At 64.8% G+C, this 23,674-nt stretch carries 22 protein-coding genes; 13 read left to right on the top strand and 9 right to left on the bottom strand.

Annotation, left to right across the window (positions count from 1 at the left end):
• Positions 1-218 precede the first annotated feature (218 nt).
• Positions 219-485: a hypothetical protein gene (locus tag SE92_RS37475; protein WP_063196760.1), complete on the bottom strand. Its 267-nt coding sequence runs from the start codon at positions 483-485 to the stop codon at positions 219-221.
• Positions 486-536: 51 nt separating this feature from the next.
• Between SE92_RS37475 and SE92_RS16795 the strand changes: the two genes are divergently transcribed.
• The gene (locus SE92_RS16795; RefSeq protein WP_084251833.1) at positions 537-1,157 is read left to right on the top strand and encodes a TetR/AcrR family transcriptional regulator; all 621 of its coding nucleotides are present in this window, start codon (positions 537-539) and stop codon (positions 1,155-1,157) included.
• Between the two features lie 15 nt (positions 1,158-1,172).
• On the opposite strand, the gene SE92_RS16790 is transcribed toward SE92_RS16795, so the two are convergent.
• From SE92_RS16790 to SE92_RS16775, 4 genes are all read right to left on the bottom strand, one after another.
• Positions 1,173-2,480, bottom strand: a complete 1,308-nt coding sequence (locus SE92_RS16790) for a GGDEF domain-containing protein (protein WP_063196759.1) — start codon at positions 2,478-2,480, stop codon at positions 1,173-1,175.
• 247 nt (positions 2,481-2,727) lie between these two features.
• Entirely contained in the window at positions 2,728-4,032 is a 1,305-nt protein-coding gene (gene pncB / locus SE92_RS16785) for a nicotinate phosphoribosyltransferase (RefSeq protein WP_063196758.1), read from the bottom strand.
• A 105-nt stretch (positions 4,033-4,137) separates the two neighbouring features.
• Positions 4,138-4,989, bottom strand: coding sequence for a putative nucleotide-diphospho-sugar transferase (locus SE92_RS16780; protein ID WP_063196757.1), 852 nt, complete (start codon positions 4,987-4,989; stop codon positions 4,138-4,140).
• A 198-nt stretch (positions 4,990-5,187) separates the two neighbouring features.
• A complete protein-coding gene (locus SE92_RS16775) occupies positions 5,188-6,105 on the bottom strand; it encodes a LysR family transcriptional regulator (RefSeq protein ID WP_063196756.1) in 918 nt (305 codons plus the stop codon).
• Between the two features lie 100 nt (positions 6,106-6,205).
• On the opposite strand from SE92_RS16775, the gene pcaH reads away from it, so the two are divergent.
• Positions 6,206-6,994 carry a protocatechuate 3,4-dioxygenase subunit beta gene (gene pcaH, locus SE92_RS16770; protein WP_063196755.1) on the top strand — a complete coding sequence of 263 codons (789 nt, stop codon included), beginning with the start codon at positions 6,206-6,208 and terminating at the stop codon, positions 6,992-6,994.
• 3 nt (positions 6,995-6,997) lie between these two features.
• Entirely contained in the window at positions 6,998-7,624 is a 627-nt protein-coding gene (pcaG, locus tag SE92_RS16765; protein ID WP_063196754.1) for a protocatechuate 3,4-dioxygenase subunit alpha, read from the top strand.
• Between the two features lie 4 nt (positions 7,625-7,628).
• Here pcaG and SE92_RS16760 read toward each other — a convergent pair whose 3' ends face one another.
• Positions 7,629-8,528, bottom strand: coding sequence for a helix-turn-helix domain-containing protein (locus SE92_RS16760; protein ID WP_063196753.1), 900 nt, complete (start codon positions 8,526-8,528; stop codon positions 7,629-7,631).
• Positions 8,529-8,578: 50 nt separating this feature from the next.
• On the opposite strand from SE92_RS16760, the gene pobA reads away from it, so the two are divergent.
• A complete protein-coding gene (gene pobA, locus SE92_RS16755; protein ID WP_063196752.1) occupies positions 8,579-9,751 on the top strand; it encodes a 4-hydroxybenzoate 3-monooxygenase in 1,173 nt (390 codons plus the stop codon).
• 45 nt (positions 9,752-9,796) lie between these two features.
• Here the strand turns inward: pobA and SE92_RS16750 are convergent, their stop codons facing one another.
• The 3 genes from SE92_RS16750 to SE92_RS16740 all read right to left on the bottom strand — a co-directional run bounded on the left by SE92_RS16750 (position 9,797) and on the right by SE92_RS16740 (position 13,947).
• On the bottom strand, positions 9,797-11,947 hold the full coding sequence (locus tag SE92_RS16750; RefSeq protein ID WP_063196751.1) for an adenylate/guanylate cyclase domain-containing protein: 2,151 nt from the start codon (positions 11,945-11,947) through the stop codon (positions 9,797-9,799).
• 20 nt (positions 11,948-11,967) lie between these two features.
• Positions 11,968-12,636 (bottom strand): hypothetical protein, encoded by a 669-nt coding sequence (locus SE92_RS16745; protein ID WP_063203582.1) that lies wholly within the window; start codon positions 12,634-12,636, stop codon positions 11,968-11,970.
• Positions 12,637-12,822: 186 nt separating this feature from the next.
• The gene (locus SE92_RS16740) at positions 12,823-13,947 is read right to left on the bottom strand and encodes an HD domain-containing phosphohydrolase (RefSeq protein WP_063196750.1); all 1,125 of its coding nucleotides are present in this window, start codon (positions 13,945-13,947) and stop codon (positions 12,823-12,825) included.
• Between the two features lie 250 nt (positions 13,948-14,197).
• Here SE92_RS16740 and SE92_RS16735 point away from each other — a divergent pair, with 250 nt between their 5' ends.
• From SE92_RS16735 to SE92_RS16695, 9 genes are all read left to right on the top strand, one after another.
• Positions 14,198-14,521 (top strand): STAS domain-containing protein, encoded by a 324-nt coding sequence (locus tag SE92_RS16735; protein ID WP_063196749.1) that lies wholly within the window; start codon positions 14,198-14,200, stop codon positions 14,519-14,521.
• The gene (locus SE92_RS16730; RefSeq protein ID WP_008142319.1) at positions 14,521-14,886 is read left to right on the top strand and encodes a response regulator; all 366 of its coding nucleotides are present in this window, start codon (positions 14,521-14,523) and stop codon (positions 14,884-14,886) included. Before SE92_RS16735 ends, SE92_RS16730 begins: the two co-directional genes overlap by 1 nt.
• A complete protein-coding gene (locus tag SE92_RS16725; RefSeq protein ID WP_063196748.1) occupies positions 14,883-16,955 on the top strand; it encodes a chemotaxis protein CheA in 2,073 nt (690 codons plus the stop codon). The genes SE92_RS16730 and SE92_RS16725 overlap by 4 nt, the downstream gene beginning before the upstream one ends.
• Positions 16,955-17,416 (top strand): chemotaxis protein CheW, encoded by a 462-nt coding sequence (locus tag SE92_RS16720; RefSeq protein ID WP_063196747.1) that lies wholly within the window; start codon positions 16,955-16,957, stop codon positions 17,414-17,416. Before SE92_RS16725 ends, SE92_RS16720 begins: the two co-directional genes overlap by 1 nt.
• Positions 17,417-17,452: 36 nt before the next feature.
• A complete protein-coding gene (locus SE92_RS16715; protein WP_063196746.1) occupies positions 17,453-19,150 on the top strand; it encodes a methyl-accepting chemotaxis protein in 1,698 nt (565 codons plus the stop codon).
• Positions 19,151-19,217: 67 nt separating this feature from the next.
• A complete protein-coding gene (locus SE92_RS16710) occupies positions 19,218-19,706 on the top strand; it encodes a chemotaxis protein CheW (RefSeq protein WP_063203581.1) in 489 nt (162 codons plus the stop codon).
• Between the two features lie 50 nt (positions 19,707-19,756).
• Entirely contained in the window at positions 19,757-21,559 is a 1,803-nt protein-coding gene (locus tag SE92_RS16705; protein WP_063196745.1) for a methyl-accepting chemotaxis protein, read from the top strand.
• Between the two features lie 146 nt (positions 21,560-21,705).
• Entirely contained in the window at positions 21,706-22,560 is an 855-nt protein-coding gene (locus SE92_RS16700) for a CheR family methyltransferase (RefSeq protein WP_063196744.1), read from the top strand.
• A gap of 17 nt (positions 22,561-22,577) precedes the next feature.
• Positions 22,578-23,669: a protein-glutamate methylesterase/protein-glutamine glutaminase gene (locus SE92_RS16695; protein ID WP_063196743.1), complete on the top strand. Its 1,092-nt coding sequence runs from the start codon at positions 22,578-22,580 to the stop codon at positions 23,667-23,669.
• The last annotated feature ends 5 nt before the right edge of the window (positions 23,670-23,674 follow it).

Here is a 23,674-nt window from a genome sequence, read left to right as displayed (position 1 = left end):
TCCGATCCTGTTGGTCTCCAACTGATCTCGTTAGGTTCGCAAATATCTTTGTCGCGACCGCGTCAGCCGCGCTTGTCTCGGATATGGCTCGGGCGATGAAAACCTGAACCGCCTCATGGAGGCCAGCGGGAACGCCCGCGAATGTCCGGACATGGTGAGTCCTTCGTTGCCGCCAGATTCGACATTCGGGCCGAATCTGCGAGGGCCGGCCACTCGTCTCAGGTGAGATGGGCGAGGTGGCGAAAGGGCGAGAAACGGCCAAGAATGCTGAACTTGCGGCCTTCGAGACGAGCACGGGCGCGGCTGGCCCGCCACATCCGGAAGGTCGCGCGCCGCTCGGTGAGGACGCCGGCAATGTCGCAGGCATTGGCGATACGATCGATCGGCCTCATGGCCAGCCTGAGAACGGCCCGGCCAAAGCCGGTCGCGAGGCTTGCAGCGTCATCGATGAAGGTGGCGGCGATATCAACAGCGAGGGTTTGCATTTTGCAGGTCTCCGGGTTAAATTGAACAATGTTCACGTGAGTAGCTTGAAAATGAACAATGTTCAAGAAGAATCGCTGCGAGACCAGAAAAAAAATCGGCGCCGGCTCCAGATCCTGGAGATCGCCCGCAGCATTATTGCGGCTAAAGGGCTGAAATCATTGAAGGTTCGTGACGTCGCCGAGGCCGCCGGCTGTTCCGTCGGCAGCGTCTATAACGAGTTCGGCGACTTCGACGGCGTGATCCTGACCGTCAACCGGGAGACCGTTCAGGCTCTCACGGCCCGGCTTGGCGGGGTTCCGGCCGATGACCCCGTTCGCCAGCTCTACGGGCTTGCCGCGACCTATCTCGAATTCTTCGCGGAGCACGCCAATCTGCTGCGTTCGCTGTTCGAGCATCGGATGGAGGACGACCGTCCCTATCCCGACGACATCCTGCAGATGGTGATGGACGCTTTCGCGCTGATGCATCCGCCCCTGGTGCGGCTATTGCCGGATGCGGATGACGTGAAGATCGCGCTGCTGTCGCGCACGCTGTTTTCCGCCGTGCACGGCATCATCTCCCTCGGCCTCGAGGAGCGCATGGTGGCCGTGCCGCCGCAGATGCTGCGGCAGCAGGTCGAACAATTTATCGACGTGCATCTCAAGGGTCTTGGCATCTTGCCTTTGCGCTGACGGGGGCGAGCGGGCTCAGGCCCGTGCGGCTTCGCGCGGCCGTGCCGCAACGACGACGACATCGGCTCTTCCACCGTCGACCTGAACGCGGTTGCGTCCCTTTTCCTTGGCACGATAGCAGGCGGCATCTGCGCGCCGCATCGCGTCCTCAAGCGTGGTGTTGGCGTCTGCAATGCAGGCGACGCCGATGCTGGCGGTCACCGCAAAGCAGCGATCGTCCCAGGCGAAGTTGAGCAACTCCATCGATCGCCGCAGCCGTTCAGCGATATCGACTGCGGTCGCGGGCGAGCACTGCGGCAGGATCAGCCCGAATTCGTCACCGCCGAGCCGGGCCACCAGGTCACGCGGACGCCGATCCTGTTGCAGCAGGCGCGAAACCTGGCAGAGCAGGCGGTCGCCGGCCAGGTGCCCGCAGGTGTCGTTGACGGTCTTGAACTGGTCGAGGTCGAGCAGGATCAGGCCGAGCGGCCCCGCCGCGGCAACGTCCAGCTCGCCTTGCAGCCGCGCTTCGAAGGAGCGGCGGTTGGACAGGCCGGTCAGCCAGTCGTGCGACGCCTGCCAGGCCAGGCGTTCCTTCTCGGCATGCAGGGCATCTTCGAATGCCTGTCGTTGCAGCAGCAACCGCCTGGTGTGCCAGATCAGGAGCAGGATCAAAGTGACGGCGGTGCCGATGTTGATGCCGGTCAGCGCCAGCTTGATGGCGCGGGAGCCTTCGCCGAGGACGGTGGAGAACCGGTTGGCATGCACCGTGAACTGGGTGTTGAGCTCGGAGAGCCGCGACGACAGGAGTTGCAGGCGATTGGTGTCTCGTACAGGGCCGTGCTCCCATTCGGACCGGATCACCTCGCCGAACACGCTCAGCTCCAGCAGCATCGGATCGGTCGCGGCCCACTCGTGGATCGCTTCCTGCAGGAAGCTGACGCGGTTGAAATAGCGAAACAGCCAAATCAGTCCGGGGACGTCATCGGGATGATTGCCGCCTTGCAGGAAGCCGATGCGGGCGGTCTCGACGTCGACCGGATCCCGCTCGAGCGCCCAGCGCGCGAATTCATCACCGATGGGAACGGCGAGCGAGGTCCGGTATTGCGCGAACTGGCTGGCATCGCCCGAATGCAGATAGAGATTGAGGAAATAGACGGCGTTCTTCTGCGACCGGGACCACAGCGCTTCGCCTGCGACATAGGCGCGAACCGACGACATCACCTCGAGACTGAATCCCGCGATTGCCGCCTGGAGCACGACGACCATCACGAAAGGCGAGACGAGCTTGATGACGTGAAGGAAGCTGTGTCCCTTCAGCGATGCCGCTGTTCTGCGAAACACCCTGCGTTCCCCAAATCGCGCAACGACCCCAACGGAAGCGCTGCGCCTGCAACGCGAAGTAGAGGGGATGGTTGCTTAACTCGACCTGAAAGCCCGGCAAGACTGCATCGCAGGGTGAAGGCGTCGTGAAACGAATGGCCGCAGATCGCTTCAAATGCCGGCAAATGGGAACTGGCGCGGTATCGGCGAACCGATACCTCGCATCCGTCGTCCGCGTTTGACGTGATGAAGAGAGTTGGAGCCGCGTTTAGACCAGCACCGGCTTGCGCACGCGGCCGGCGTCGCCGAACACGCGCAGGTAGCGTTCGATCTCCGAGGGCATGCCGGTCGCCTTCTCCGGATTGTCGGAGAGCTTGACGGCGGGATGGCCGTCGACCGACGACACCTTGCAGACCAGCGAAATCGGATCGAGGTTGAACGATCCATCCGGCGTGCAGCCGACGAAATCATTGGTGAGGTTGGTGCCCCAGCCGAAGGACAGCCGCACCCGGCCGGCAAAGTGATGATAGGTCTCCTCGATCGAGCCGACGTCCATCGCGTCGGAAAACACCAGCAGCTTGTCCTTGGGATTACGACCCTTCTTCTCCCACCAGGCGATGATCTCCTCGCCGGCCTGGATCGGCGGGGCGCTGTCGGGCCTGAAGCCGGTCCAGTCGGCGACCCATTCCGGCGCATCGCGCAGGAAGGCTTTGGTGCCGAAGGCATCGGGCAGTGCGATCAGGAGGTTGCCGCCGTAGGTCTGGCGCCATTGGTCGAGAATGCGATAGGGCGCCCAGCGCAATTCCTCGTCGTCCTTGGCGAGCGCGGCCGCGACCATCGGCAGTTCATGCGCATTGGTGCCGATGGCTTCGAGATCGTTGTCCATCGCCAGCAGCACGTTGGAGGTGCCGATGAAGGACGAGCCGAGGCCTTCCTTCACCGCCTCCACGCACCAGCGCTGCCACAGGAAGCCGTGACGGCGGCGGGTGCCGAAGTCGGACAGGCGCAGATTCTCCAGCTTGCGCAGCCGCTCGACCTTGGTCCAGAGCTTGGCCTTGGCGCGGGCGTAGAGCACGTCGAGCTCGAAGCGGCCGCGGCCCTTGATCGCCGCGCGCGAGCGCAGCTCGTTCAGGATCGCGAGCGCCGGAATCTCCCACATCGAGGTGTGGGTCCACGGTCCGTGGAAGTGCAATTCGTACTGGCCTTCGACCTTGCGCAGCTCATACTCGGGAAGGCGGAATTCGGCCAGCCAGCGGATGAAATCCGCCGAGAACATGTGGGTCTTGCCATAGAAGGTGTTACCGGCCAGCCAGATCAACTCCTTCTTGGAGAAGCGGATGGTGCGGGCGTGGTCGAGCTGGGCGCGCAGCTCCCCTTCGTCGATGATCTCGGCGAGCCGCACATGGCGCGAGCGGTTGATGACCGAGAAGGTCACTTTCTGACTCGGGTAATCCTCCCGAATCATTTGCAACATCAATAGCTTGTAGAAGTCGGTATCGAGCAGGCTGCGGATGATGGGATCCAGCCGCCAGCTGTGATTGTAGGTCCGGCTCGCAATGTCGGTCACTGTCATGGGGGGATTTTAGCGTGGCTCCCTTTGCGCAACCAGTGGGTTTGGCGAGGGGCAGGCCCCGGTGCCCGCAGGGGCCGGCGGCCGTGCCGCGCCGGGCAGGGCACGTCAGGACCGGTGAAAGAGCTCCTTGGTCCAGCGCAGCGGCGCGGTCAGCCGCCATGAGGTGGAGTTCTGCACGGCTGCAAGTTGTGCGCGCGCCTCGTCCCGCTCCGCCAGGCATCCGTGCCGGTCGGCCGCGACCGCCTGGAGCTCAGCCAGGGCGGAATCCCGCTCCGTCGTGATCCAGTCGCGCATGGCCGCGTCCTCACGCCAGAGGCTGAACTGCCGTGCAAGCGCCCCGCGCAAGGCCGCGCCCATCCGTTCGCGCAAGGGCGCGGTGGTCGCATCGGCCTCGATCATCTTGAGGCGCGTCGACGGATTGCTGATCCCAGCGTAGTGGTGGACGATCGGATCGGGGGCCACGGCGAGACCGGGAATCGAATTCCAGGCCGTGTCGAGGTGTGCGACGCCGGATCGGTTGGGCTCGTCAGGGCGATCCGGACCGAGTCCAAGGCAGCCGTCATAGCCGAGGAGGTGGAGGATCGTGGCCTGATCGAACCAATGATGCGGCAATTGGTCGGTGTCCCAGACTTGCTTGAAAAATCGGCGTGACCAGTCGCTCACGCGGATCAGCATCACGCCCGAATTGAAGTGCGGGATGAAATCCGCCGCCACGATCTCGGATGTATCCGTGCCGTGCCAGGCCATGTGCAAGTGAGCGCCGTCCAGGGCAGCCGTTCTGATATCGACGTCGTTGCGGAGCACGATGGCGTCGACGTCGATCCAGAGCACGAAGTCGAAATCATCTTCGAGGACGGCACGGATCGCCTCGATCTTGAGCCATCCGCGCGGACGCGTCCATCCGTCTCCGCGCACGAAGCGCAGCTCGTATCCATGTGCCGCAGCAAGGGCCTTCATGCGGGGGACGGTGATATCTGCGAGCGGCTGCTGAACGGAATCGCAGGCTGTCAGAAGGCAGACGCTGGACTTCACGAGGCTTCCCCGGACGCCCCCGACGGACGTTCCATTCGTACGGCGAGGGGAATTTTAGCGTAGTCCTCGCGGCACAGCCAATAGCCCCGGCGTGAACGGTCGTTCGCAACCGGCGCATCGACATCAGGTCGCGGCGGCCGTCGCCACAGACTCCAGCTGTGTTCGCACCCAGCGATGGGCGGGGTCTTTCTGATAGCGCTGGTGCCAGACCATGAACATCGGCAGCTCGGCGAGCGTCTGCGTCCGAGACGCCAGCGGAATCCGCGTTTGCGCGAAACCGTGCATGACCCCGGATGCCAGCAGGCTCGGCATGCTCGCCAGCATCTGCGAGCCGCGCAGGAAGGACGGCACGCCGGAAAAGCTCGGCACCGAGATCGCGATGTCGCGGTGAAGACCGTTGGCCGCCAGCCGGCGGTCGAAGTCGAGCCGCTCGTTGTCGGTGTAGACGACAGTGACGTGGCGCGCGGCGAGATAGGCCGCGCGGCCGCTCGGCGCGGTGCGCATCTTGGGATCGAAGTAACAGACGTAATGATCGCTCAAGAGGCGCTTCTGCACGATGTCGGCGCCGGATGGCGGCAGCGGCGTGATCAGGAGATCACAGCGGTTCTCGCGCAGCATCGCCGGCGAGGGCGATTGCGACGGGATCACGCGCAGGTTCAAACCCTTCACTTGCGCGGCGACGCGATCGAAGAACCGCGGCAGCAGCAGATCGCGCTGAAAATCATTGGCGGCGATCGTCAGCGAAAGCTGCGCGCGTGCCGGCTCGAACGTGACGCCGCCGGCAAAGCTCCGCATCTCGTCGATCAGCGCCCGTGCCTTCGCGGCGAGCGCCTGCGCATGTGCGGTGGCGACGATGCCGCGGCCGGATTTCGCGAACAGCGGATCGCCCGCGATCCGCCGCAGCTTGTTCAGGGCGTGACTGACCGCCGATTGCGTCAGGCCGAGCCGGGTTGCCGCCGCGGTGACCGATCCCTCCTCCAGCACGGCGAGGAACAGTTCGAGCGCGTGGCCGTTGAGCGCCAAATGATCGATTTCTTTCATGAAATATATTATAATCGATCTATTTATTCGGGGAATAGCCCGGGTCATGATCTCCCGATAAGCCGCGCGTCCGGACCCGGGCGCCCCAGGGAGAGACACGATGAATGCCCAGGCGCCAGCCTCGCGGGATCCCCGCCTCAACCGTCCCGAGCCCTTTACGCCGCCGCTCGGGGATGGCGGCTTCTTCCAGCGTGACCGCTCCATCCATCCGCCCGCGCATGCGCCGGGCTACAAATCCTCGGTGCTGCGCTCGCCGCGCCAGTCGCTGCTGTCGCTGGAGGGCTCTATCTCGGAGATCACGGGACCGGTGTTCGGCCACAACGATCTCGGCCCGCTCGACAACGATCTGATCCGCAACTACGCCAAGGACGGCGATCCCGTCGGCGAGCGCATCATCGTCCACGGCCGGGTGCTGGACGAGACCGGCCGCGGCGTTCCGAACACGCTGGTCGAGTTCTGGCAGGCCAATGCCGGCGGCCGCTACCGGCACAAGAAGGACACCTATCTCGCGCCGATCGACCCGAATTTCGGCGGCTGCGGTCGCGCGCTGACCGATGACACCGGCTATTATTATTTCCGCACCGTGAAGCCGGGCCCCTATCCCTGGCGCAACTACGTCAACAGCTGGCGTCCCGCCCACATCCACTTCTCCGTGTTCGGTTCGGGCTTTGCGCAGCGGCTGATCACGCAGATGTATTTCGAGGGCGATCCCCTGATCCCGGTCTGCCCGATCCTGACGACGATACCGGACAAGGACGCGCTCGACCGCCTGGTCGCACCGCTCGACCTCAACGCCTCGACGCCGTTCGACTCGCTCGCCTACCGCTTCGACATCGTCCTGCGCGGCCAGCGCTCCACCTATTTTGAAAATCGCACCGCGGGGAACTGAGCCATGCCGCAGCCGCTCAACTATCTCAAGGAAACGGCGTCGCAGACCGCCGGACCCTACGTTCATATCGGCCTGATCCCGGCGATGGCCGGCTTCGACATCTTCGAGAAGAATTTTTCCAACGTGCTGGTGACGCCGAGCACGCAGGGCGAGCGCATCACGCTCGAGGGCAAGGTGCTCGACGGCACCGGCACACCGCTGCGCGACGTGCTGCTGGAGATCTGGCAGGCCAATGCGAGCGGCCGCTACAACCATCCGGCCGACCGCTCGACCGGTGTGCTGGAGCAGGAGTTTCGCGGCTGGGGCCGGGCGGGTTCGGATTTCGAAAGCGGTCTCGTGACCTTCGAGACCATCAAGCCCGGTGCGATCACCGACAGAGCGGGACGCACATGCGCGCCGCACATCAATGTCTGGATCGTCGCGCGCGGCATCAACATCGGCCTCAACACGCGGCTCTATTTCTCGGACGAGGAAGCCGCCAACGCCGCCGACCCCGTGCTCAACCTGATCGAACAGCCGTCCCGGCGCTCGACCCTGATCGCCAAGCGCACCGAGCGGGCCGGCCAGGTCGTGTACGCTTTCACGATCAATCTGCAGGGGCCGGAGGAGACGGTGTTCTTCGACGTGTAAGGCCTCACGCCTCTTCGCCATGGAGCTGCGCGCGGAAGGCGCGCGGCGATGTCCCCGTGGCGGCCGCATAGACCCGGCTGAAATAGGCGGGATCCTCGAAGCCGAGCGTGTAGGCGATCGTCGAGACCGGCAGATTGGTGTAGACGAGGTTGCGCCGGGCCTCGCGGATCAGCCGGTTGAGGATCAGATGCGAGGCGGTGTCGCCGGTCGCGGCCCGCGTGATCCGGTTGAGATGCGTCGGCGTCACCGCCAGCGCCTCGGCGTAGTCCGCGACGCTCCAGCGCTCCAGATGATGCTGCTCCAGCAGCGCCTCGAAGCGGCGGAACAGGCTGGACTCGACCGCGCCATTGCCGCCGCTCTCGCTCGTGAGCGCGCGCGCCACCAGCCCGATCATGGCGGACGACAACGCGCGCAGCACATGGGCGCGGCCGAAATCGCGCGCGGCGTGTTCGGCGAAGATCTGCTTCATGATGGCGCGGATCTGCGGTGTACCCCGCACCACGGCCGAGCGCGACAGCGCGGCGCGCAGGCCCTCGGCGGCGAGCAGCGCCTCGTCCAGAATCTCCGCGGCGATGGTCAGCACCCATCCCTGCGTATCGGGCACGAAGCGGAAGCCGTGGACGTGGCCGACCGGCACGTTGACGATCTGCATCGGCTTGAGCGGCACAACCCGCCCGTCGAGCGTCGCCTCGCCGCCGCCGCGCTCGATCAGCAGCACCTGATGCAGCCGGGCATGCCGGTGCACGGCCAGGGTCCAATCGTGCAGCACCGAGCGGGACGCGATGGTCTCGCAATGCACGACGTCGGGCAGATCGCCGGACTCGCCGAACAGATTGTAGATGCGGATCGCCGGGGCTGTGCGTTTCATGTTCGAATAGTACAAGACAATGGCGAAACCCTCCATCGGTCTGCGGCGTCAAATCTGCAAAAAAGTGCCGATGGGAGGACGCAAAAATGAAAGTTCAGGTCTGTATCATCGGCGGCGGGCCCTCCGGGCTGCTGTTGTCCCAGCTCCTGCATCTCAAGGGCATCGACACGATCGTGCTGGAGAAATACAGCCGCGACCACGTGCTTGCCCGCATCCGCGCCGGCGTGCTCGAGCATGGCTTCGCCAAGCTGATGCGCGAGGCGCAGTGCGGCGAGCGGATGGACCGCGAGGGCGAAATCCATACCGGTTTCGAGATCGCCCATGACGGTGTGCTGTCCAAGATCGACCTTCACAAGCATTCCGGCGGCAATTCGGTGCTGGTCTACGGCCAGACCGAGCTGACGCGCGACCTCTATGAGGCGCGAGACCGTCTCGGCGGCCAGGTCGTGCACAATGCGGAAGACGTGACGCCGCACGATCTGACCTCCGACCGACCCTACGTGACGTATCGCTCGAACGGCGAGACGGTCCGCATCGATTGCGACTACATCGTCGGCGCCGACGGCTTTCATGGCGTCAGCCGCAAATCGATTCCGAAGGACGTGCTGCGCGAATATGAGAAGGTCTATCCGTTCGGTTGGCTGGGCGTGCTGTCGCGCACCAAACCGGTGTCGCCGGAGCTGATCTATGCGAAGCACGAGCGCGGCTTTGCGCTCTGCTCGCTGCGCTCGCAGGTGCTGAGCCGCTATTATGTTCAGGTGCCGCTGACCGACAAGGTTGAGGATTGGAGCGACGATGCGTTCTGGGCCGAGCTGAAGCGCCGCCTGCCGGGCGAGGTCGCCGGCCGCCTGATCACGGGGCCCTCGATCGAAAAGAGCATCGCGCCGCTGCGCAGCTTCGTCGCCGAGCCGATGAGCTATGGCCGGTTGTTCCTCGCCGGCGATGCCGCTCACATCGTGCCGCCGACAGGCGCGCGCGGGCTGAACAGCGCCGCGTCCGACATCTACTATCTCTATCACGCGATGCTCGCGCATTATCAGCGCGGCGATGATTCCGGCCTCAAAGGCTATTCCGCCAAGGCGCTGGCGCGGATATGGAAGGCGCAGCGCTTCTCCTGGTGGATGACGATGCTGTTGCACGGCTTTCCCGATAGGCTGCAGTACGAGGATCGGCTGCAGCAGACCGAGCTGGACTATCTGCTCTCCTCTGAGACGGCGCAGCGCCTGCTCGCGGAGAACTATGTGGGCCTGCCGTTTTAGGGCGATGCTCACTACCCTCCCCCTCCAGGGCAGGGTAAGAGGCCGCTACTTTCCCTCCAGCGTATTGACCGGTGTCCAATCCGGCGGCGGTGGATTCGCGATGAATGCCTGTGCGCGCTTAGCAAACAGCGCTGATGCCGGATCGGTCTCCGCCATCTGCCCGAATGCGTCAGCCGCTTTCGCAAAATCCCGCGCGCGCCAGCAGGCGAGCCCATCGGCATAGGCGGCGGCCAACTTCGTCTGGACGGCGCTCTCCGCGCCCCTGGCCGCCAACGGCTCGAACACCCTGATCGCCTCGCCGCGGCCGAGCACCCGGATGGCGTCGAGCTCGCGCCAGGCGAAACTGTCGCCGGTCTGCGCCATCGTGGTTTCGGAGGCCATGATCGCGGTGCCGTAATATTTGTTGGCACCCTCGAGCCGCGAGGCGACGTTCACGGTGTCGCTCATCACGGTGTAGTTGAAGCGGCGGCGCGAGCCGATATTACCGACCACGGCCTCGCCGCTGTTCAGCCCGATGCGATGCGACAGGCCATGGCCGGCGAAGGCGGGGTGGCCGGCATTGAGCTCCGCCAGCGTCTCGTGGCACCTCAGCGCGGCACGAACCGCGTTCGTCGCGTGCGCGGGATCGTCGGCCGGCGCGCCGAACATGGCGACGATGGAATCGCCGATATATTTGTCGACATAGCCGCCATGGCTTTGGATGATGTCGGTCATGGCGGACAGATATTCGTTCATCAGGGTCACCAGTTCGACCGGTGTCATGGTTTCAGCAATCGAGGAGAAGCCGCTGAGGTCGGAGAAGAACATGGTGACGTTGCGCATCTCGCCGCCGAGCGCCGGCATCTTGCCGGAGGCGACCATGGTCTCGATCACCTCCGGCGCGAGATAGTAGGCAAAACTCCTGCGCAGGAAGCGCTCGTCGCGATCGGCCAGCATGAAGCGGTAGCCGGTCATGATCGCGAGCGCGGCCAGGCCGGCGAGTGCCGGCTCCGTCAGCGGCAGCGCCAGGGCATGGACGAACGCGCCGACCGCCATGGCCGCGTAGGCGAGGGTGAGACCGAACCAGGCAATCAGCGCGCCGCCCGGCGCGAGCATGCAGGCCGCGCAGGCGACGACAAGCGCGAACGCGATCGTGAGAAGGGTGCGCGCGGGGAAGCCGAGCTCGGTCACGGCATCGCGCTCGATCAGGTTGCGGACAACGGTGGCGTGCACGAACACACCGGCGATGTCGCTGCGGGTCTTCTGCACGGTGCCGGCCGGCGCGGGCAGGGCGCATCGCGCCGCCGGCATGCCGTCATGGCCGCCGGACAGGCGCATCGAGGTGAGCTTGCGATCCTCGAAATTGAGGACGGTGCCGAGCAGAACGACCTTGCCGTCGAAGGCGCGGCGGAAGAAGTCGCGGTCGCCCTTCTCGACGCAGGCGCGCAAATCGGCGAAGGAATAGGTCGGAACGTCGCGGCCGAGCCCGCGAAAGTTGAGCGTCACAGTATTCGGCACCCCGCTCGGGATGGCGTAGCCGGACAATCCGGTCTGGCCAGAGGGCGCAGTCTCGAGCTTTCCGCCAAGCGCACGCGCCGCCAGCTCGACCGCCATTGCGGGCACCGGTTTGCCCTCGATCGAGAAGCTCAGCGGCATTCGCCGGATCACGTCGTCCGCGTCGGTGTGCACGTTGAGCGCGCGAATGCTGTTGCGCACCGCGACTTGCTGTGCGCGGTAGGGGACCTCCGGATGGTCGTTGCTCAGGATGTCGCCGAGCACCAGTTTGCCGCTGTCCGAGATCTGCCGCAGCGCGATCAGGTAATCCCGGTCAAAGCCCTTCATGCGGCTGCCAACCGACGTGTCGCCAAATGGAATCTCCGACTGCTCGATCGAGCTCGGAAAGATAACGTCGAAGCCGATCACCTTGGCGCCGCCTTCGGTGATGCTGCCGAGCACCCGGCCGATCTCGCGTGTCCAGGTCTGCGTCGGCGATCCCTTGAAGGGCGCCGTCTCGTACGTTTCCCCGTCGATGGCCACGACGACCACCGGCGAATGGGCGGGATCGCGGCGGTCACCGATGAGCTTGCCGCGCAATGCCGTGAGGATGTCGAGCGAGAGGCCTTGCAGCGCCTGGAGCGGCGGAGACGTGAAGATTGCGCCCGCGAGGAGCGCAATCAGGATAGCCGCAACGATGTCCCGTCCCCCGATCCGCCGCATTCGCCCCGTCGCTAGGCTGCTTATTCGAGCCGCAGCAGGCGGCCGATGATCGGGGTCGGCGACGAGGTGGCGCTGGCGTCGACCTGGAAGGTGTATCGCTTGGCGCCGAGGCTTGCGAGATAGCTGCCGCCGGGGGTCAGCGATTTCCCGGCCTTGGCAAAATCATAGAACTTGCCGCGGATCATGATGTCGTTCTTGAGCGGGACGCTGATCGTGGGTTCCTTACCGTCGGTGCGCTCGATCACCAGCGTGCTGCCGCTCTTGGCCTGGACCAGCGGCGCGACGCCGTAGATCGTCGGCAGCTTGGACGGAGCGCCCTTGGCATCGGACCGCATGGTCCGGAAGGTGGTGGCGGCACTCTGGTTCGCCTCGCGCTCGGAGAGTTGCGCTGCCTTGGTATCACAGGGCACCTTGGCGCGCTGGACGTCGCCGAGCTGCACGGTGCTTTGCTCGGCGCCGACAAGAACGACGCCCTCGCTGATCGTCTCGCGCAGGCAGGATTTGAGATAGCTGAGCGTGATGCTCGCTTTGGGCCCGAGCTTGATGATCTTGCCGGGCGCGACATAGTCCATGAACTCGATGCCGTCGACCTTGCCTTGCACATCCTCGACGATCGCGGCCGGCGTCTCCGCCAGGGCGGGGGCCGCAACGCAGAATGCGCCGACAGCGGCGCCGATCAGGCTTCTCATGGGCATGCTCATTCAATTCGACCGATATTTTGCTGGTCCCCGTCCCGGTGCGGTTTTTAGCATCGGAGCGCCCAGGCAAGTGTGACCAGAATCACTCTTTGATGATTGGTGCCACTCTAGCAGGAACTGGTTCAAACCCGCCATCGGCCACAAGCGGGGTGCCAAGCTGTTGACTGGACGACGATTTCAGGTGGCATGGGCCAATTCGGGCGGACGGTCTTCGACCTGAGACTCCATGGTCGGAGCGAGAGGTGTCTCGGCCTTGTGGAATGGCGTCGCCTGCCCGCCGGCGGCGATATCGAGGACCTCGTCCCAGCGCGACAAAAAGGCCTCGACGCAGGCCGGATCGAATTGGCGGCCCTTGTTCTCGACCAGATAGTTGCGCGCCACCTCGATCGGCATCGGCTCCTTGTAGGGTCGTCGTGTCGTCAGCGCGTCGAAAACGTCGGCGACGGCGACCACGCGCGCGGCCACCGGAATCTCATCCGCCCTGAGGCCGCTCGGATAGCCTGCACCGTCCCAACGCTCGTGATGGCCCGCGGCAATTTGCGCACCGAGCTGGATCAGCTCGCAGCTCGAATCCGCCAAGATCTTCTCGCCGATCGTGGCATGGGTCCGGATCACCGCCATCTCCTGGTCGGTCAGCTTGCCCGGCTTGAGCAGGATGTTGTCGGGAATGGCGACCTTGCCGACGTCGTGCAGGGGCGCGGCCAGATAGATGTCGCGGCAGAGCCGGGCCGGCAGGCCGAGCTGCTCGGCGATGATGCGGCTGTACCGGGCGACCCGCAGCGTGTGCTCGCCGGTGTCGTTGTCGCGATATTCGACCGCCAGCGCGAGCCGCAGGATGATCTCCTCCTCGCGCTCGCCGAGCTTTCGTGTTGCCGCTGCGACTTCGCTGGCCAGGTGCGCGGCACGATCGCTGAGCTTGCGCACGGCTGCACCAAGCTGAATCAAGTTTCGCAACCGCACCGTCATCTCGACGCTTTGCGGCTGCTTGGGCAGGAAATCGGTGGCTCCGGCCTGCAGCGCTTCCATTTTGACGTCATCGGTCTGTCGCGAGGTGATCATCGCGATCGGGATGTCGGCGCAGCCAGGAAGCCTGCGGAAGGTGCGAATGAAGCTGATGCCGTCCATATGCGGCATCTCGTAGTCGACCAGCACGAGATCGAAGGCGCGTTCTCGTGCACAAGTCAGCGCTTCCACGGGATCGAGGAAGGCGGTGGCCTCGACCAGACCTTCAGCCTCGATGTGGCGTTTCAGAAAGTTGAGGACAGAGCGGCTGTCGTCAACCAGGAGCGCTTGGGTCAGCATCGGCGGCCGGGGCTCTCTTCGCTGGCAGAGGCACGAAGCCAAGCCATAACCCGAGCGAATTTAACGCGAAGCAAATGCGTCGGGTGGGCCACCGCGCCGCGGATGAGATTTCAGGCTGTGCATGCCTGCATTCAGTTGCGCGAATTCCGAACGAATGTGACCCGTAGTTGTACGGATGCGCGCGTTAGGAGTTTGCTCACTCGATTCACGTCAAACGAGTATCGGAATCTTAGCAGAGGCGGGGGCAGCGATGGCGCTCAATCCGACGGAGCCGAAGTGGTCGTTGCGGTTGCCCGCCGATTGCAGCATCGCGGCCATTCGTAGCGTCTACGACCTCATCCGCGAGGCGTTCGGCCGCCAGGAGCGGCTCGAGATCGACTGTTCAAGCGTCGACAAGGCCGACGTGACGTCGATCCAGCTTCTGCTGTCGACCGCCAAGACCGGCGCGGCTCAAGGCCGCCCGGTGGTCTTGACCTCCTTCTCGCAGTCTCTTCGCAACACCCTCCGCCGTGCCGGCTTCGCCAGCGAGGCGATGATTGATCAGCATTTCCCGCAAAAGAAAGATGGCACCTGATGGCCACGATTCTGACCGTCGACGATTCGCCCAGCATTCGGCAGATGATCAAGGTCGTGCTCGAGCCGGCCGGTCACAACGTGATCGAGGCCGGCGACGGCGCGCAAGGGCTCGCCAAGGCGCAGGCCGGCAAGCTCGACCTCGTGATCACCGACCTGAACATGCCCGTCATGAACGGGCTGGAGCTGATCCGGGCGCTGCGCAAGCTGCCGAGCGCGGTCGGCATGCCCATCGTGTTCCTGACGACCGAATCCAACGACACGGTGAAGCAGGAAGCCAAGAGCGCCGGCGCCACTGGCTGGATCACCAAACCTTTCAAGCCTGAACAGTTGCTCGCCGTGGTGGGCAAGCTGGTGCGCGCATGAGCGCGATGGACCCGACCGAGGTCTTTCGTCAGGAAGCCAGCGAGCTCTTCGAAGTTCTTGAAGGAGCCCTGCTCGACCTCGGCCTGCGTCCCGACGACCGTGAACTGGTCGATTCCGCCTTCCGCGCCCTGCATACCATCAAGGGTTCGGGTGCCATGTTCGGTTTCGACAAGGTCGCCTCCTTCACCCACGAATTCGAGACCGCCTTCGACCGCGTCCGCAAGGGCGAGATCAAGCCGACCCAGGAACTGATCTCGGTCGCGCTCGCCGCCAAGGACTACATCCGCGCGTTGATCGAGGACCCGCAGTCGACCGACGACATCATCGGCGAGGCCATCCTCGACGACCTCAAGCGTTTCGTATCATTCGACCAGCCCAGTGCTCCGGTCGTCGAGATCGCCGAGGCGCCGCCGCTGGCCCCCGGCGAAGGCAAGCAAGCCGGCTGGCACCTGTATCTCGAATTCGAATCGCACATCCTGCGCAACGGCTCGAACCCGCTCGATCTCCTGGAAGATCTCTGCAAGCTCGGCCCCTGTTTCGTCGTCCCGATCACCGACGGCATCCCGTTCCTCGACGAGATGGAGCCGGAAGACTGCTATTTGAAGTGGGACGTCAAGCTGCACGCAGCCTGCGGCAAGGATGCGATCGACGACGTCTTCATGTTCGTCCAGGACGAGATGAAGCTGACGCTCTCGCCCCTGGCACATGTCGAAGCGCCCGCGCCTGCGCCGCTGTTCCAGCTCCTCGACGAGGAGCCGGCCCCGGCGGCCGAAATGCCTGCGCCGGTGGTCGAGGCTGCTGCCGCGCCCTTCGCCGAGCAGCCCGTCGCAAAGGTGGAGCCGAAGTCCGAACCAAAGCCTGAACCGAAGCTCGAGGCCAAGCGCGACGATCGCGGCATCGCCACCGTCCGCGTCCAGGCCGAGCGCCTCGACGAGTTGATGGACCGCGTCGGCGAGCTCGTCATCGCGCAGGCGCGGCTGACCCAGCTCGCATCCTCCGGCTCCGATCTCTCGATCAAGATGATCGCCGAGGAGATCGAGCGTCTCGCTTCCTCCTTGCGCGACACCACGATGGGTGCGCGCATGGTGCCGATCGGTTCGCTGTTCGGCCGTTTCCGCCGCCTCGTGCACGACCTGTCGCGGGATCTGTCCAAGCCCGTCGAATTCGTCACCTCGGGCGAGGATACCGAGCTCGACAAGACCATGATCGAGTGTCTGGCCGATCCGCTGGTGCATTTGATCCGCAACGCCATCGATCACGGCATCGAAGACACCGCCACGCGCGCCGCCAACGGCAAGACCGAGCAGGGCCGGATCGAGCTCGCCGCCGTGCACTCCGGCGCGCAGGTGCTTGTCACGGTGAAGGACAATGGTGGCGGCCTCAACACTGCGCGGATCCGTGCGAAAGCGGAAGAGCAGGGGCTGATCGCGGCTGGCGCCGTGCTCACCGATCACGAGATCCACCAGTTCCTGTTTCATCCCGGCTTCTCGACCGCGCAGACCATCTCGGCGCTGTCCGGCCGCGGCGTCGGCATGGACGTGGTCAAGCGGACCATCGAGAACATGCGCGGCTCGATCGACCTGTCGACCAAGCCGGGCCAGGGCACCACGGTGACGCTGCGCCTGCCCCTGACGCTCGCGATCATCGAAGGTCTGCTGATCCGCGTCGGCGAGGGCCGCTACATCATTCCGCTCTCCGCGGTGGAAGAATGCATCGAGCTGACCGCCGAGGACGAACGCTCCCGCGGCCGCAACTTCCTCAACGTGCGCGGCAATCTCGTGCCCTTCCTCCGGTTGCGCGAGATCATGTCCGCATCGGGCACGCCCGACCGGCACCAGAAGACGATCATCATCTCGACCGGCGAGACCCACGTGGGTCTCGTCGCCGACCAGATCATCGGCAACCACCAGACCGTGATCAAGTCGCTTTCCAAGTTGCATTCGGACGTCACGATGTTCTCCGGCGCGACGATCCTGGGCGACGGCACGGCGGCGCTGATCCTGGACGTCGCGCAGCTCGTCGCGCTGGCGCAGTCGAAGGTCGAAAAGCACATCAGCGAGGCGGCGTGATGAACGGTGGTTTGGCTGGCGAGCATCAGACGGGCGCGATGCAGGTCGTGATGATCGGCCTCGGCGAGGAGAAGTTCGCGCTCGACGCGGGACTCGTGCGCGAGATCATCGATCCCGTTCCCGTGACCAAGGTCGCGGGTGCGCGGGCCTTCGTTCCGAGCGTGATCAACGTGCGCGGCAACGTCATTCCGCTCGCCGACCTGCGCATCCGCTTCGGCATGCCGCAGCTCGACGACACCGCCGACACGCGCATCGTGGTGATCGAGCTCGAGCTCGAGGGCGAGCCGGTCCTGGTCGGCGTCACCGCGGACAAGGTCTACGAGGTCACGGAAATCTCGCAGACCGACGTGCAGCAGACGCCGCGCGTCGGCATGCACTGGAAGCCGGAGTTCATTCGCTTCATTGCGAAGTGGCGTGAAGAATTCGTCATCGTTCCGAACATGGAACGCATCTTGAATTGAAATGCGATCTCGGGCGAGATCCGGTAGGGGCTGAACATGAGATTCACGGTCAAGGCTAAGCTTGCTGCTGCATTCGGCGTGGTGCTGCTGCTCTCGATGGCGGCGGGCGGCCTCGCTTATGTGAAGCTCAGCGAGATGATCGACACCGCCGACAATCTGGTGTCGCGCGCCGGCCGGATGGAGCGAGCGTCGGAAATCGAGAAGGGGATTCTGACCCAGGTTCGGTCCGAGAAGAATCTGCTCCTGGCGCCCGATGGTGAAGCGGATGGCTTCGTCGCCGAGATCGCAAAGCAGCGCGAGGCGCTGCTCAAGCTGAAGGAAGAGATTCACGCCGCAGCCTCCCCGGAAGGCAAGAAGCTGATCGAGAATTTCGGCGCCGCCTACGCCCGGATGAATGCCGTTCAGGACGAGGCGCTCAAGACCGCCCGGACGAACAGACCGAAGGCCGTCGAGCAGTCCGCAGTCGAGGTTCGCAAGGCGGTTCGCGAGGCGTTGGACGCCGCCGCCGCCTACGTCAACAACGTCAAGAAGAACATGGCAGACCGGGCCGCGTTGGCGCATGAGGACGGCAATCGCGCCCACCTGATGCTGGTCTCGGCGGTGGTCGCATCGCTGGTGATCGGCCTGATCGCCGCGATCTGGATCTCACTCAGCATCTCCCGTGGGCTCGGCCGTGCGGTCGGCCTCGCTGGTGCCGTGGCAGGCGGCGATTTGACCCAGACGATCACGATCTCCAGCAACGACGAGATCGGCGATCTCGTCAAATCGCTGAACGCGATGGTGGAGAAGCTCCGTCGGGTCGTCGAGGAGGCCCTTACCGCGGCCAGCAACGTGTCCGCCGGCAGTCAGGAACTTTCCGCCAGCGCCGAGCAGCTCTCGCAGGGCGCCACCGAGCAGGCCTCGTCCGCCGAGGAAGCCTCCTCTTCGATGGAGGAGATGGCCTCCAACGTGAAGCAGAACGCGGACAACGCCAATCAGACCGAGAAGATCGCGGCCCAGTCGGCCAAGGACGCGGAGGCCAGCGGCGTCGCCGTCGGCCGCGCCGTCCAGGCCATGCAGACCATCGCCGAGAAGATCACGATCGTCCAGGAGATCGCCCGTCAGACCGACCTGCTCGCGCTCAACGCGGCGGTCGAGGCCGCCCGTGCCGGCGAGCATGGCAAGGGTTTTGCGGTGGTCGCCTCCGAGGTGCGCAAGCTCGCCGAGCGCAGCCAGGCCGCCGCCGCCGACATCGGCACCCTGTCGACGGAGACCGTGAAGGTCGCGCAGGAGGCCGGCGACATGCTGTCCAAGCTCGTGCCCGACATCAAGAAGACGGCCGAGCTGGTCCAGGAGATCACCGCGGCCTGCCGCGAGCAGGACGTCGGTTCGGCTCAGATCAACCAGGCGATCCAGCAGCTCGACAAGGTCGGTCAGCAGAACGCCAGCGCATCCGAGCAGGTGTCGTCGACCTCGGAGGAGCTCGCCTCCCAGGCCGAGCAGCTCCAGTCCACCATTTCGTTCTTCCGGATCGAAGACGCCGCCCGCAAGGAGAAGGCGGTGGTCGAGCCGATCGACCGCGCCGTCGGTCAGCTGCGGGCGAAGGCGGCGCACATGGCGTCGGTCGATCGGGGCGCGAAGAAGCACGCACCTGCCCGCAAGCCGGCGCGTGCGATGAAGGTCGCCGGCGGCGGAGGCTTCGCTTTCGACATGCATGACGGCGAAGACGATCGCGACGCCGACTTCCAACGCTGATCAAAGGGTCCGGCCTCGCGCCGGACCGAATTCATTCGCCAACCTCCGGATCCCCTTGGACTTCATCATGGCCGCAACCTCGCAATATCTGACGCTCGGGCTCGCCGGCGAGACGTTCGGCATCAGCATCCGCAATGTCCGTGAGATCCTGGACATGCGACCGATCTCACGGCTTCCTCATGCCCCGGACTTCCTGCTCGGCATGATCGACGTGCGCGGCAGCGGTTATCCGATCGTCGACCTCCGGACCAAGCTCGGCCTGCCGAGCGTGCCGGCGACCGAAGCCACCCGCATCATCATCCTTGACGTGCCGATGAAGGACCGCCTGGTCGGCGTCGGCTTCGTCGCCGACTGTGTGTTCGAGGTCACCGACATCGACGAGCAGGCGATCGAGCCGATCCCCGAGATCGGCGGCAAATGGCAGTCCGATTATGCCTCCGGCATCGGCCGCAAGGGCGAAAAGTTCGTCGTCATCTTCGATCTCGCCAAGCTGATGGCGAACGACAAGATCCCGGAAGGGCGCGATGCCGGCGTGGATGCGCCTCGCGCCGCCTGAGTTTTGTGAAGCGTGATTGAAGAAACCCAATTCGAACCAACGAGACCGACATGAGATTCACCGTCAAAGCCAAGCTCGCCAGCGCCTTCGGCCTGGTCATCCTGCTGTTCATGGTGGCGGGCGCCGTCAGCTACACGAAATTGTCCGAGTTGGCCGCGACCGCGGAGTCCATGGTGCTTCGCGCCAAGCGGATGGAGAAGGCGGCCGAGGTCGAGAAGATCATCTGGCAGCAAGTCAGGGCGGAAAAGAACGCGATCCTGGGGACGGAGCATCAGGCCGAAGAGTTCGCGGCGAATGCGGCCAAGCTTCGCGACGAGGCGACGAAGATCAAGGACGAGGTCTACGCGCTCGCCAGCGAGGGCGGCAAGAAGCTGCTCGACAATTTTGCGAGTGCCTATGCCAGGATGAACGCCTATCAGGAAGAGACGATCAGGCTGGCGAAGACCGACAAGGCAAAGGCGAGTGAGCGCTCGATGGGCGACGGCCGCAAGGTGGTCGCGGACGCAACGGAGGCGATGGGTGCCTATGTCGCGAACACCAAGAGGCAGATGGCCGAGCAGGCCGTGCAGTCCCAGGAGGACAGCCGCCGGGCCCAGCTGATCCTCATCGTTCTGGTCGTGGTCTCGCTGATCGTTGCCGCGATCGGCGCGGTCTGGATCTCGATCAACATCAGCCGGTCGCTCGCCAAGGCGGTTGACCTCGCCGATGCCGTCGCGATCGGCGATCTCAGCCACAAGATCGATAATGTCGCCAACGACGAGATCGGCGATCTCGTCAAATCCCTGAACGCGATGACCGCCAATCTCAATGCAACGGCTGCCGTGGCCAACGAGATCGCACATGGCAACCTGATGGTGGAAGCCAAGCCGTTGTCGGACAAGGACACGCTCGGCCTCGCGCTCGAACGCATGGTCGAGAAGCTTCGCCAGATCGTGTCGGAAGCCCTGACGGCGGCGCAGAACGTCTCGGCCGGCAGCCAGGAGCTCTCCGCCAGCGCCGAACAGCTCTCGCAGGGCGCGACCGAGCAGGCCTCGTCCGCCGAGGAAGCCTCCTCCTCGATGGAGGAGATGGCCTCGAACGTGAAGCAGAACGCCGACAACGCCAACCAGACCGAGAAGATCGCCGCACAGTCGGCGAAGGATGCGGAAGCCTCCGGCGCAGCCGTCGGCCGCGCCGTCAGCGCGATGCAGACCATCGCCGAGAAGATCACGATCGTGCAGGAGATCGCGCGCCAGACCGACCTGCTCGCGCTCAACGCGGCGGTCGAGGCCGCCCGTGCCGGCGAGCATGGCAAGGGCTTTGCGGTGGTCGCCTCCGAAGTGCGCAAGCTCGCCGAGCGCAGCCAGGCCGCCGCCGCCGAGATCGGCACGCTCTCGGCCGAGACCGTCAAGGTGGCGCAGGAGGCCGGCGGGATGCTCTCCAAGCTCGTTCCCGACATCAAGAAGACCGCCGAGCTGGTCGAGGAGATCACGGCCGCCTGCCGCGAGCAGGACGTCGGATCGGCCCAGATCAACCAGGCGATCCAGCAACTCGACAAGGTCGGCCAGCAGAACGCCAGCGCGTCCGAGCAGGTGTCCTCGACGTCGGAGGAGCTCGCCTCGCAGGCCGAGCAGCTCCAGTCCACCATCGCCTATTTCCGCATCGAGCAGGGCGGCAAGGGGCATGCGGCGCCGATCGACCGGGCCGTCAATCAGTTGCGCGCGAAGGCGGCCACCATGGCGGCCGTCGAGCGTCCGGCGAAGAAAGTCGTGCCGGCCAAGCCGGCGCGCGCCGTGAAGGTTGCCGGCGGCGGTGGCTTCGCTTTTGACATGAACGACGGCGAGGACGATCGGGACGCCGATTTCCAGCGCTAGGACCCCTCGAAACTCCGGCAGACCGGCTCACCCCATGACGGTGAACCGGTCCGCTTTCAACGGCTACGTCAACGCTTAGGATCGAAGATGGCCCGTACGGCCCGACATTCAGTACAGGCGGCCATCCCGGACCGGAGCGTGCGGTCATGATGCCCGCCGTGCAGGATACCGCCGTGCATCTGTCGGACCGCCATTTCCGGACCATCGCCGAATTGATCGAGGGTCAGGTCGGCATCAAGCTGCCGCAGGGCAAGCGGCTGATGCTGGAGGGGCGGCTGCACAAGCGCGTGCGCGCGCTGAATTTTTCCGGCCTCAACGAATATGTCGAGAACCTGTTCGAGGCGGATCATTTCGATACCGAGCTTACCCATCTCATCGACGTGGTCACGACCAACAAGACCGATTTCTTTCGCGAGCCGCAGCACTTCACCTTCATGCGCGACGTCGCGATCCCCGCTTTGCTCAAGGCGCACGGACGTACGAACGCGAACCTGAAGGTCTGGAGCTCGGCGAGCTCGACCGGCATGGAGGCGTACACCACCGCGATGGTGCTCGACGACATGACGCGGAACGGCTCGCGCTTCCAGTACCGCATTCTCGGGACCGACATCTCGACCGCGGTGCTGCGCCTCGCCAAGACGGCGATCTACACCCGCGACGTGCTCGCGCCCGTGCCGGAGCACTTCGTGAAACGATATTTTTCGTCGTCGCGGGACAAGTCGCGCGGCGAGGTGCGTGTCGTGCCCGAGCTGCGGCGCACCACTCATTTCATGAGGATGAACCTCATGGACAAATCCTACCCCGTCGATCGTGACGTCGATATCATCTTCTGTCGCAACGTCCTGATCTATTTCGAGCGCGAGACCCAGCGCAAGGTGGTCGAGCAATTGTGCAGCCATTTGCGTCCGGGCGGCTATCTGCTGGTCGGACATTCGGAATCGATGATTCACAGTGCCGTGCCTGGGCTGAAGCAAGTTCAGCCAACCATTTTCCAGGTCTAGCCGGAGCGCCGCCTAAAATGCCGAAGCAGAAAGTTCGCGTGCTGATCGTGGACGATTCGGCGTCGGTGCGCCAAATCCTCCTGACGATCCTGTCCGAAGACCCTGATATCGAGGTGATGGGAACGGCATCCGATCCGTTCGTTGCGGCAAAGCGTCTGCAGGACGAAATTCCCGACGTCATCATCCTCGACCTCGAAATGCCGCGGATGGACGGGATGACGTTCCTGCGCAAGATCATGGCGCAGCGCCCGATCCCGGTGATCATCTGCTCTTCGCTGACCGAAGAAGGCTCGAACGTGATGTTCGAGGCGTTCGAAGCGGGCGCGGTGGACATCGTGCCGAAGCCGAAGATCGACACGCGGCAGGCGCTGCTCGAATGCTCGACGCGGCTGCGTGAGGCCGTGAAGTCGGCCGCGCGCGCGCGAGTTCGCCCGCGTGCGGAGCGTCGGGCCATCGAGAAGAAGCTGACCGCCGATGCCATCATCCCGCCGCCGGTGCAGGGCAGGGTTCGGCCGACCACGGAACGCATCGTCTGCATCGGCGCGTCGACGGGCGGGACCGAAGCGCTCAACGACGTCCTCGAGATGCTGCCGCCGCACAGTCCGCCGATCGTCATCGTCCAGCACATGCCCGCAGGCTTCACCGCGGCCTTTGCCAAGCGTCTCGACGGCGTCTGCCAGATCAAGGTCAAGGAGGCCGAGGACGGCGAGCCGGTGCTGCCGGGCTGTGCCTATATCGCCCCCGGCGCCCGGCACATGCTGCTCCAGCGCATCGGCCTGCGCTACCAGATCGCGATCAAGGACGGTCCGCCGGTGTCGCGGCATCGTCCCTCCGTCGACGTGTTGTTCCGCTCGGCGGCTCAGCACGCCGGCGCCAACGCGCTCGGCGTCATCATGACCGGCATGGGCGACGACGGCGCGCGCGGGATGCTGGAGATGCGCAAGCTCGGCGCCTCGACGCGGGCCCAGGACGAAGAGAGCTGCGTGGTGTTCGGCATGCCCAAGGAAGCCATCGCTCACGGCGGTGTCGAGAAAGTCGTTTCGCTGCATCAGATCCCGCGCGAGATCATGCACTGGTATCAGGCCGGGCACGCCGCGGTGGCGGGTTGATGGCC

Source organism: Bradyrhizobium sp. AT1, from assembly GCF_001590795.1.
In the GTDB taxonomy this organism is placed as follows: Bacteria; Pseudomonadota; Alphaproteobacteria; order Rhizobiales; family Xanthobacteraceae; genus Bradyrhizobium.
Note: the sequence above shows the minus strand (reverse complement) of the source record. Positions and strands in the feature narration are given on the sequence as shown.

Excerpts from the sequence above, each read along its gene's own strand:
- SE92_RS37475 (WP_063196760.1), bottom strand. The coding sequence starts at position 485 with ATGCAAACCCTCGCTGTTGATATCGCCGCCACCTTCATCGATGACGCT.
- pobA (WP_063196752.1), top strand. The coding sequence starts at position 8,579 with ATGAAAGTTCAGGTCTGTATCATCGGCGGCGGGCCCTCCGGGCTGCTG.
- SE92_RS16700 (WP_063196744.1), top strand. The coding sequence starts at position 21,706 with ATGATGCCCGCCGTGCAGGATACCGCCGTGCATCTGTCGGACCGCCAT.
- SE92_RS16735 (WP_063196749.1), top strand. The coding sequence starts at position 14,198 with ATGGCGCTCAATCCGACGGAGCCGAAGTGGTCGTTGCGGTTGCCCGCC.
- pcaH (WP_063196755.1), top strand. The coding sequence starts at position 6,206 with ATGAATGCCCAGGCGCCAGCCTCGCGGGATCCCCGCCTCAACCGTCCC.
- SE92_RS16745 (WP_063203582.1), bottom strand. The coding sequence starts at position 12,636 with ATGAGAAGCCTGATCGGCGCCGCTGTCGGCGCATTCTGCGTTGCGGCC.
- SE92_RS16795 (WP_084251833.1), top strand. The coding sequence starts at position 537 with ATGAACAATGTTCAAGAAGAATCGCTGCGAGACCAGAAAAAAAATCGG.
- SE92_RS16725 (WP_063196748.1), top strand. The coding sequence starts at position 14,883 with ATGAGCGCGATGGACCCGACCGAGGTCTTTCGTCAGGAAGCCAGCGAG.
- SE92_RS16775 (WP_063196756.1), bottom strand. The coding sequence starts at position 6,105 with ATGAAAGAAATCGATCATTTGGCGCTCAACGGCCACGCGCTCGAACTG.
- SE92_RS16695 (WP_063196743.1), top strand. The coding sequence starts at position 22,578 with ATGCCGAAGCAGAAAGTTCGCGTGCTGATCGTGGACGATTCGGCGTCG.
- SE92_RS16780 (WP_063196757.1), bottom strand. The coding sequence starts at position 4,989 with ATGAAGGCCCTTGCTGCGGCACATGGATACGAGCTGCGCTTCGTGCGC.
- pncB (WP_063196758.1), bottom strand. The coding sequence starts at position 4,032 with ATGACAGTGACCGACATTGCGAGCCGGACCTACAATCACAGCTGGCGG.
- SE92_RS16760 (WP_063196753.1), bottom strand. The coding sequence starts at position 8,528 with ATGGAGGGTTTCGCCATTGTCTTGTACTATTCGAACATGAAACGCACA.
- SE92_RS16750 (WP_063196751.1), bottom strand. The coding sequence starts at position 11,947 with ATGCGGCGGATCGGGGGACGGGACATCGTTGCGGCTATCCTGATTGCG.
- SE92_RS16740 (WP_063196750.1), bottom strand. The coding sequence starts at position 13,947 with ATGCTGACCCAAGCGCTCCTGGTTGACGACAGCCGCTCTGTCCTCAAC.
- SE92_RS16705 (WP_063196745.1), top strand. The coding sequence starts at position 19,757 with ATGAGATTCACCGTCAAAGCCAAGCTCGCCAGCGCCTTCGGCCTGGTC.
- SE92_RS16715 (WP_063196746.1), top strand. The coding sequence starts at position 17,453 with ATGAGATTCACGGTCAAGGCTAAGCTTGCTGCTGCATTCGGCGTGGTG.
- SE92_RS16730 (WP_008142319.1), top strand. The coding sequence starts at position 14,521 with ATGGCCACGATTCTGACCGTCGACGATTCGCCCAGCATTCGGCAGATG.
- pcaG (WP_063196754.1), top strand. The coding sequence starts at position 6,998 with ATGCCGCAGCCGCTCAACTATCTCAAGGAAACGGCGTCGCAGACCGCC.
- SE92_RS16710 (WP_063203581.1), top strand. The coding sequence starts at position 19,218 with ATGGCCGCAACCTCGCAATATCTGACGCTCGGGCTCGCCGGCGAGACG.
- SE92_RS16720 (WP_063196747.1), top strand. The coding sequence starts at position 16,955 with ATGAACGGTGGTTTGGCTGGCGAGCATCAGACGGGCGCGATGCAGGTC.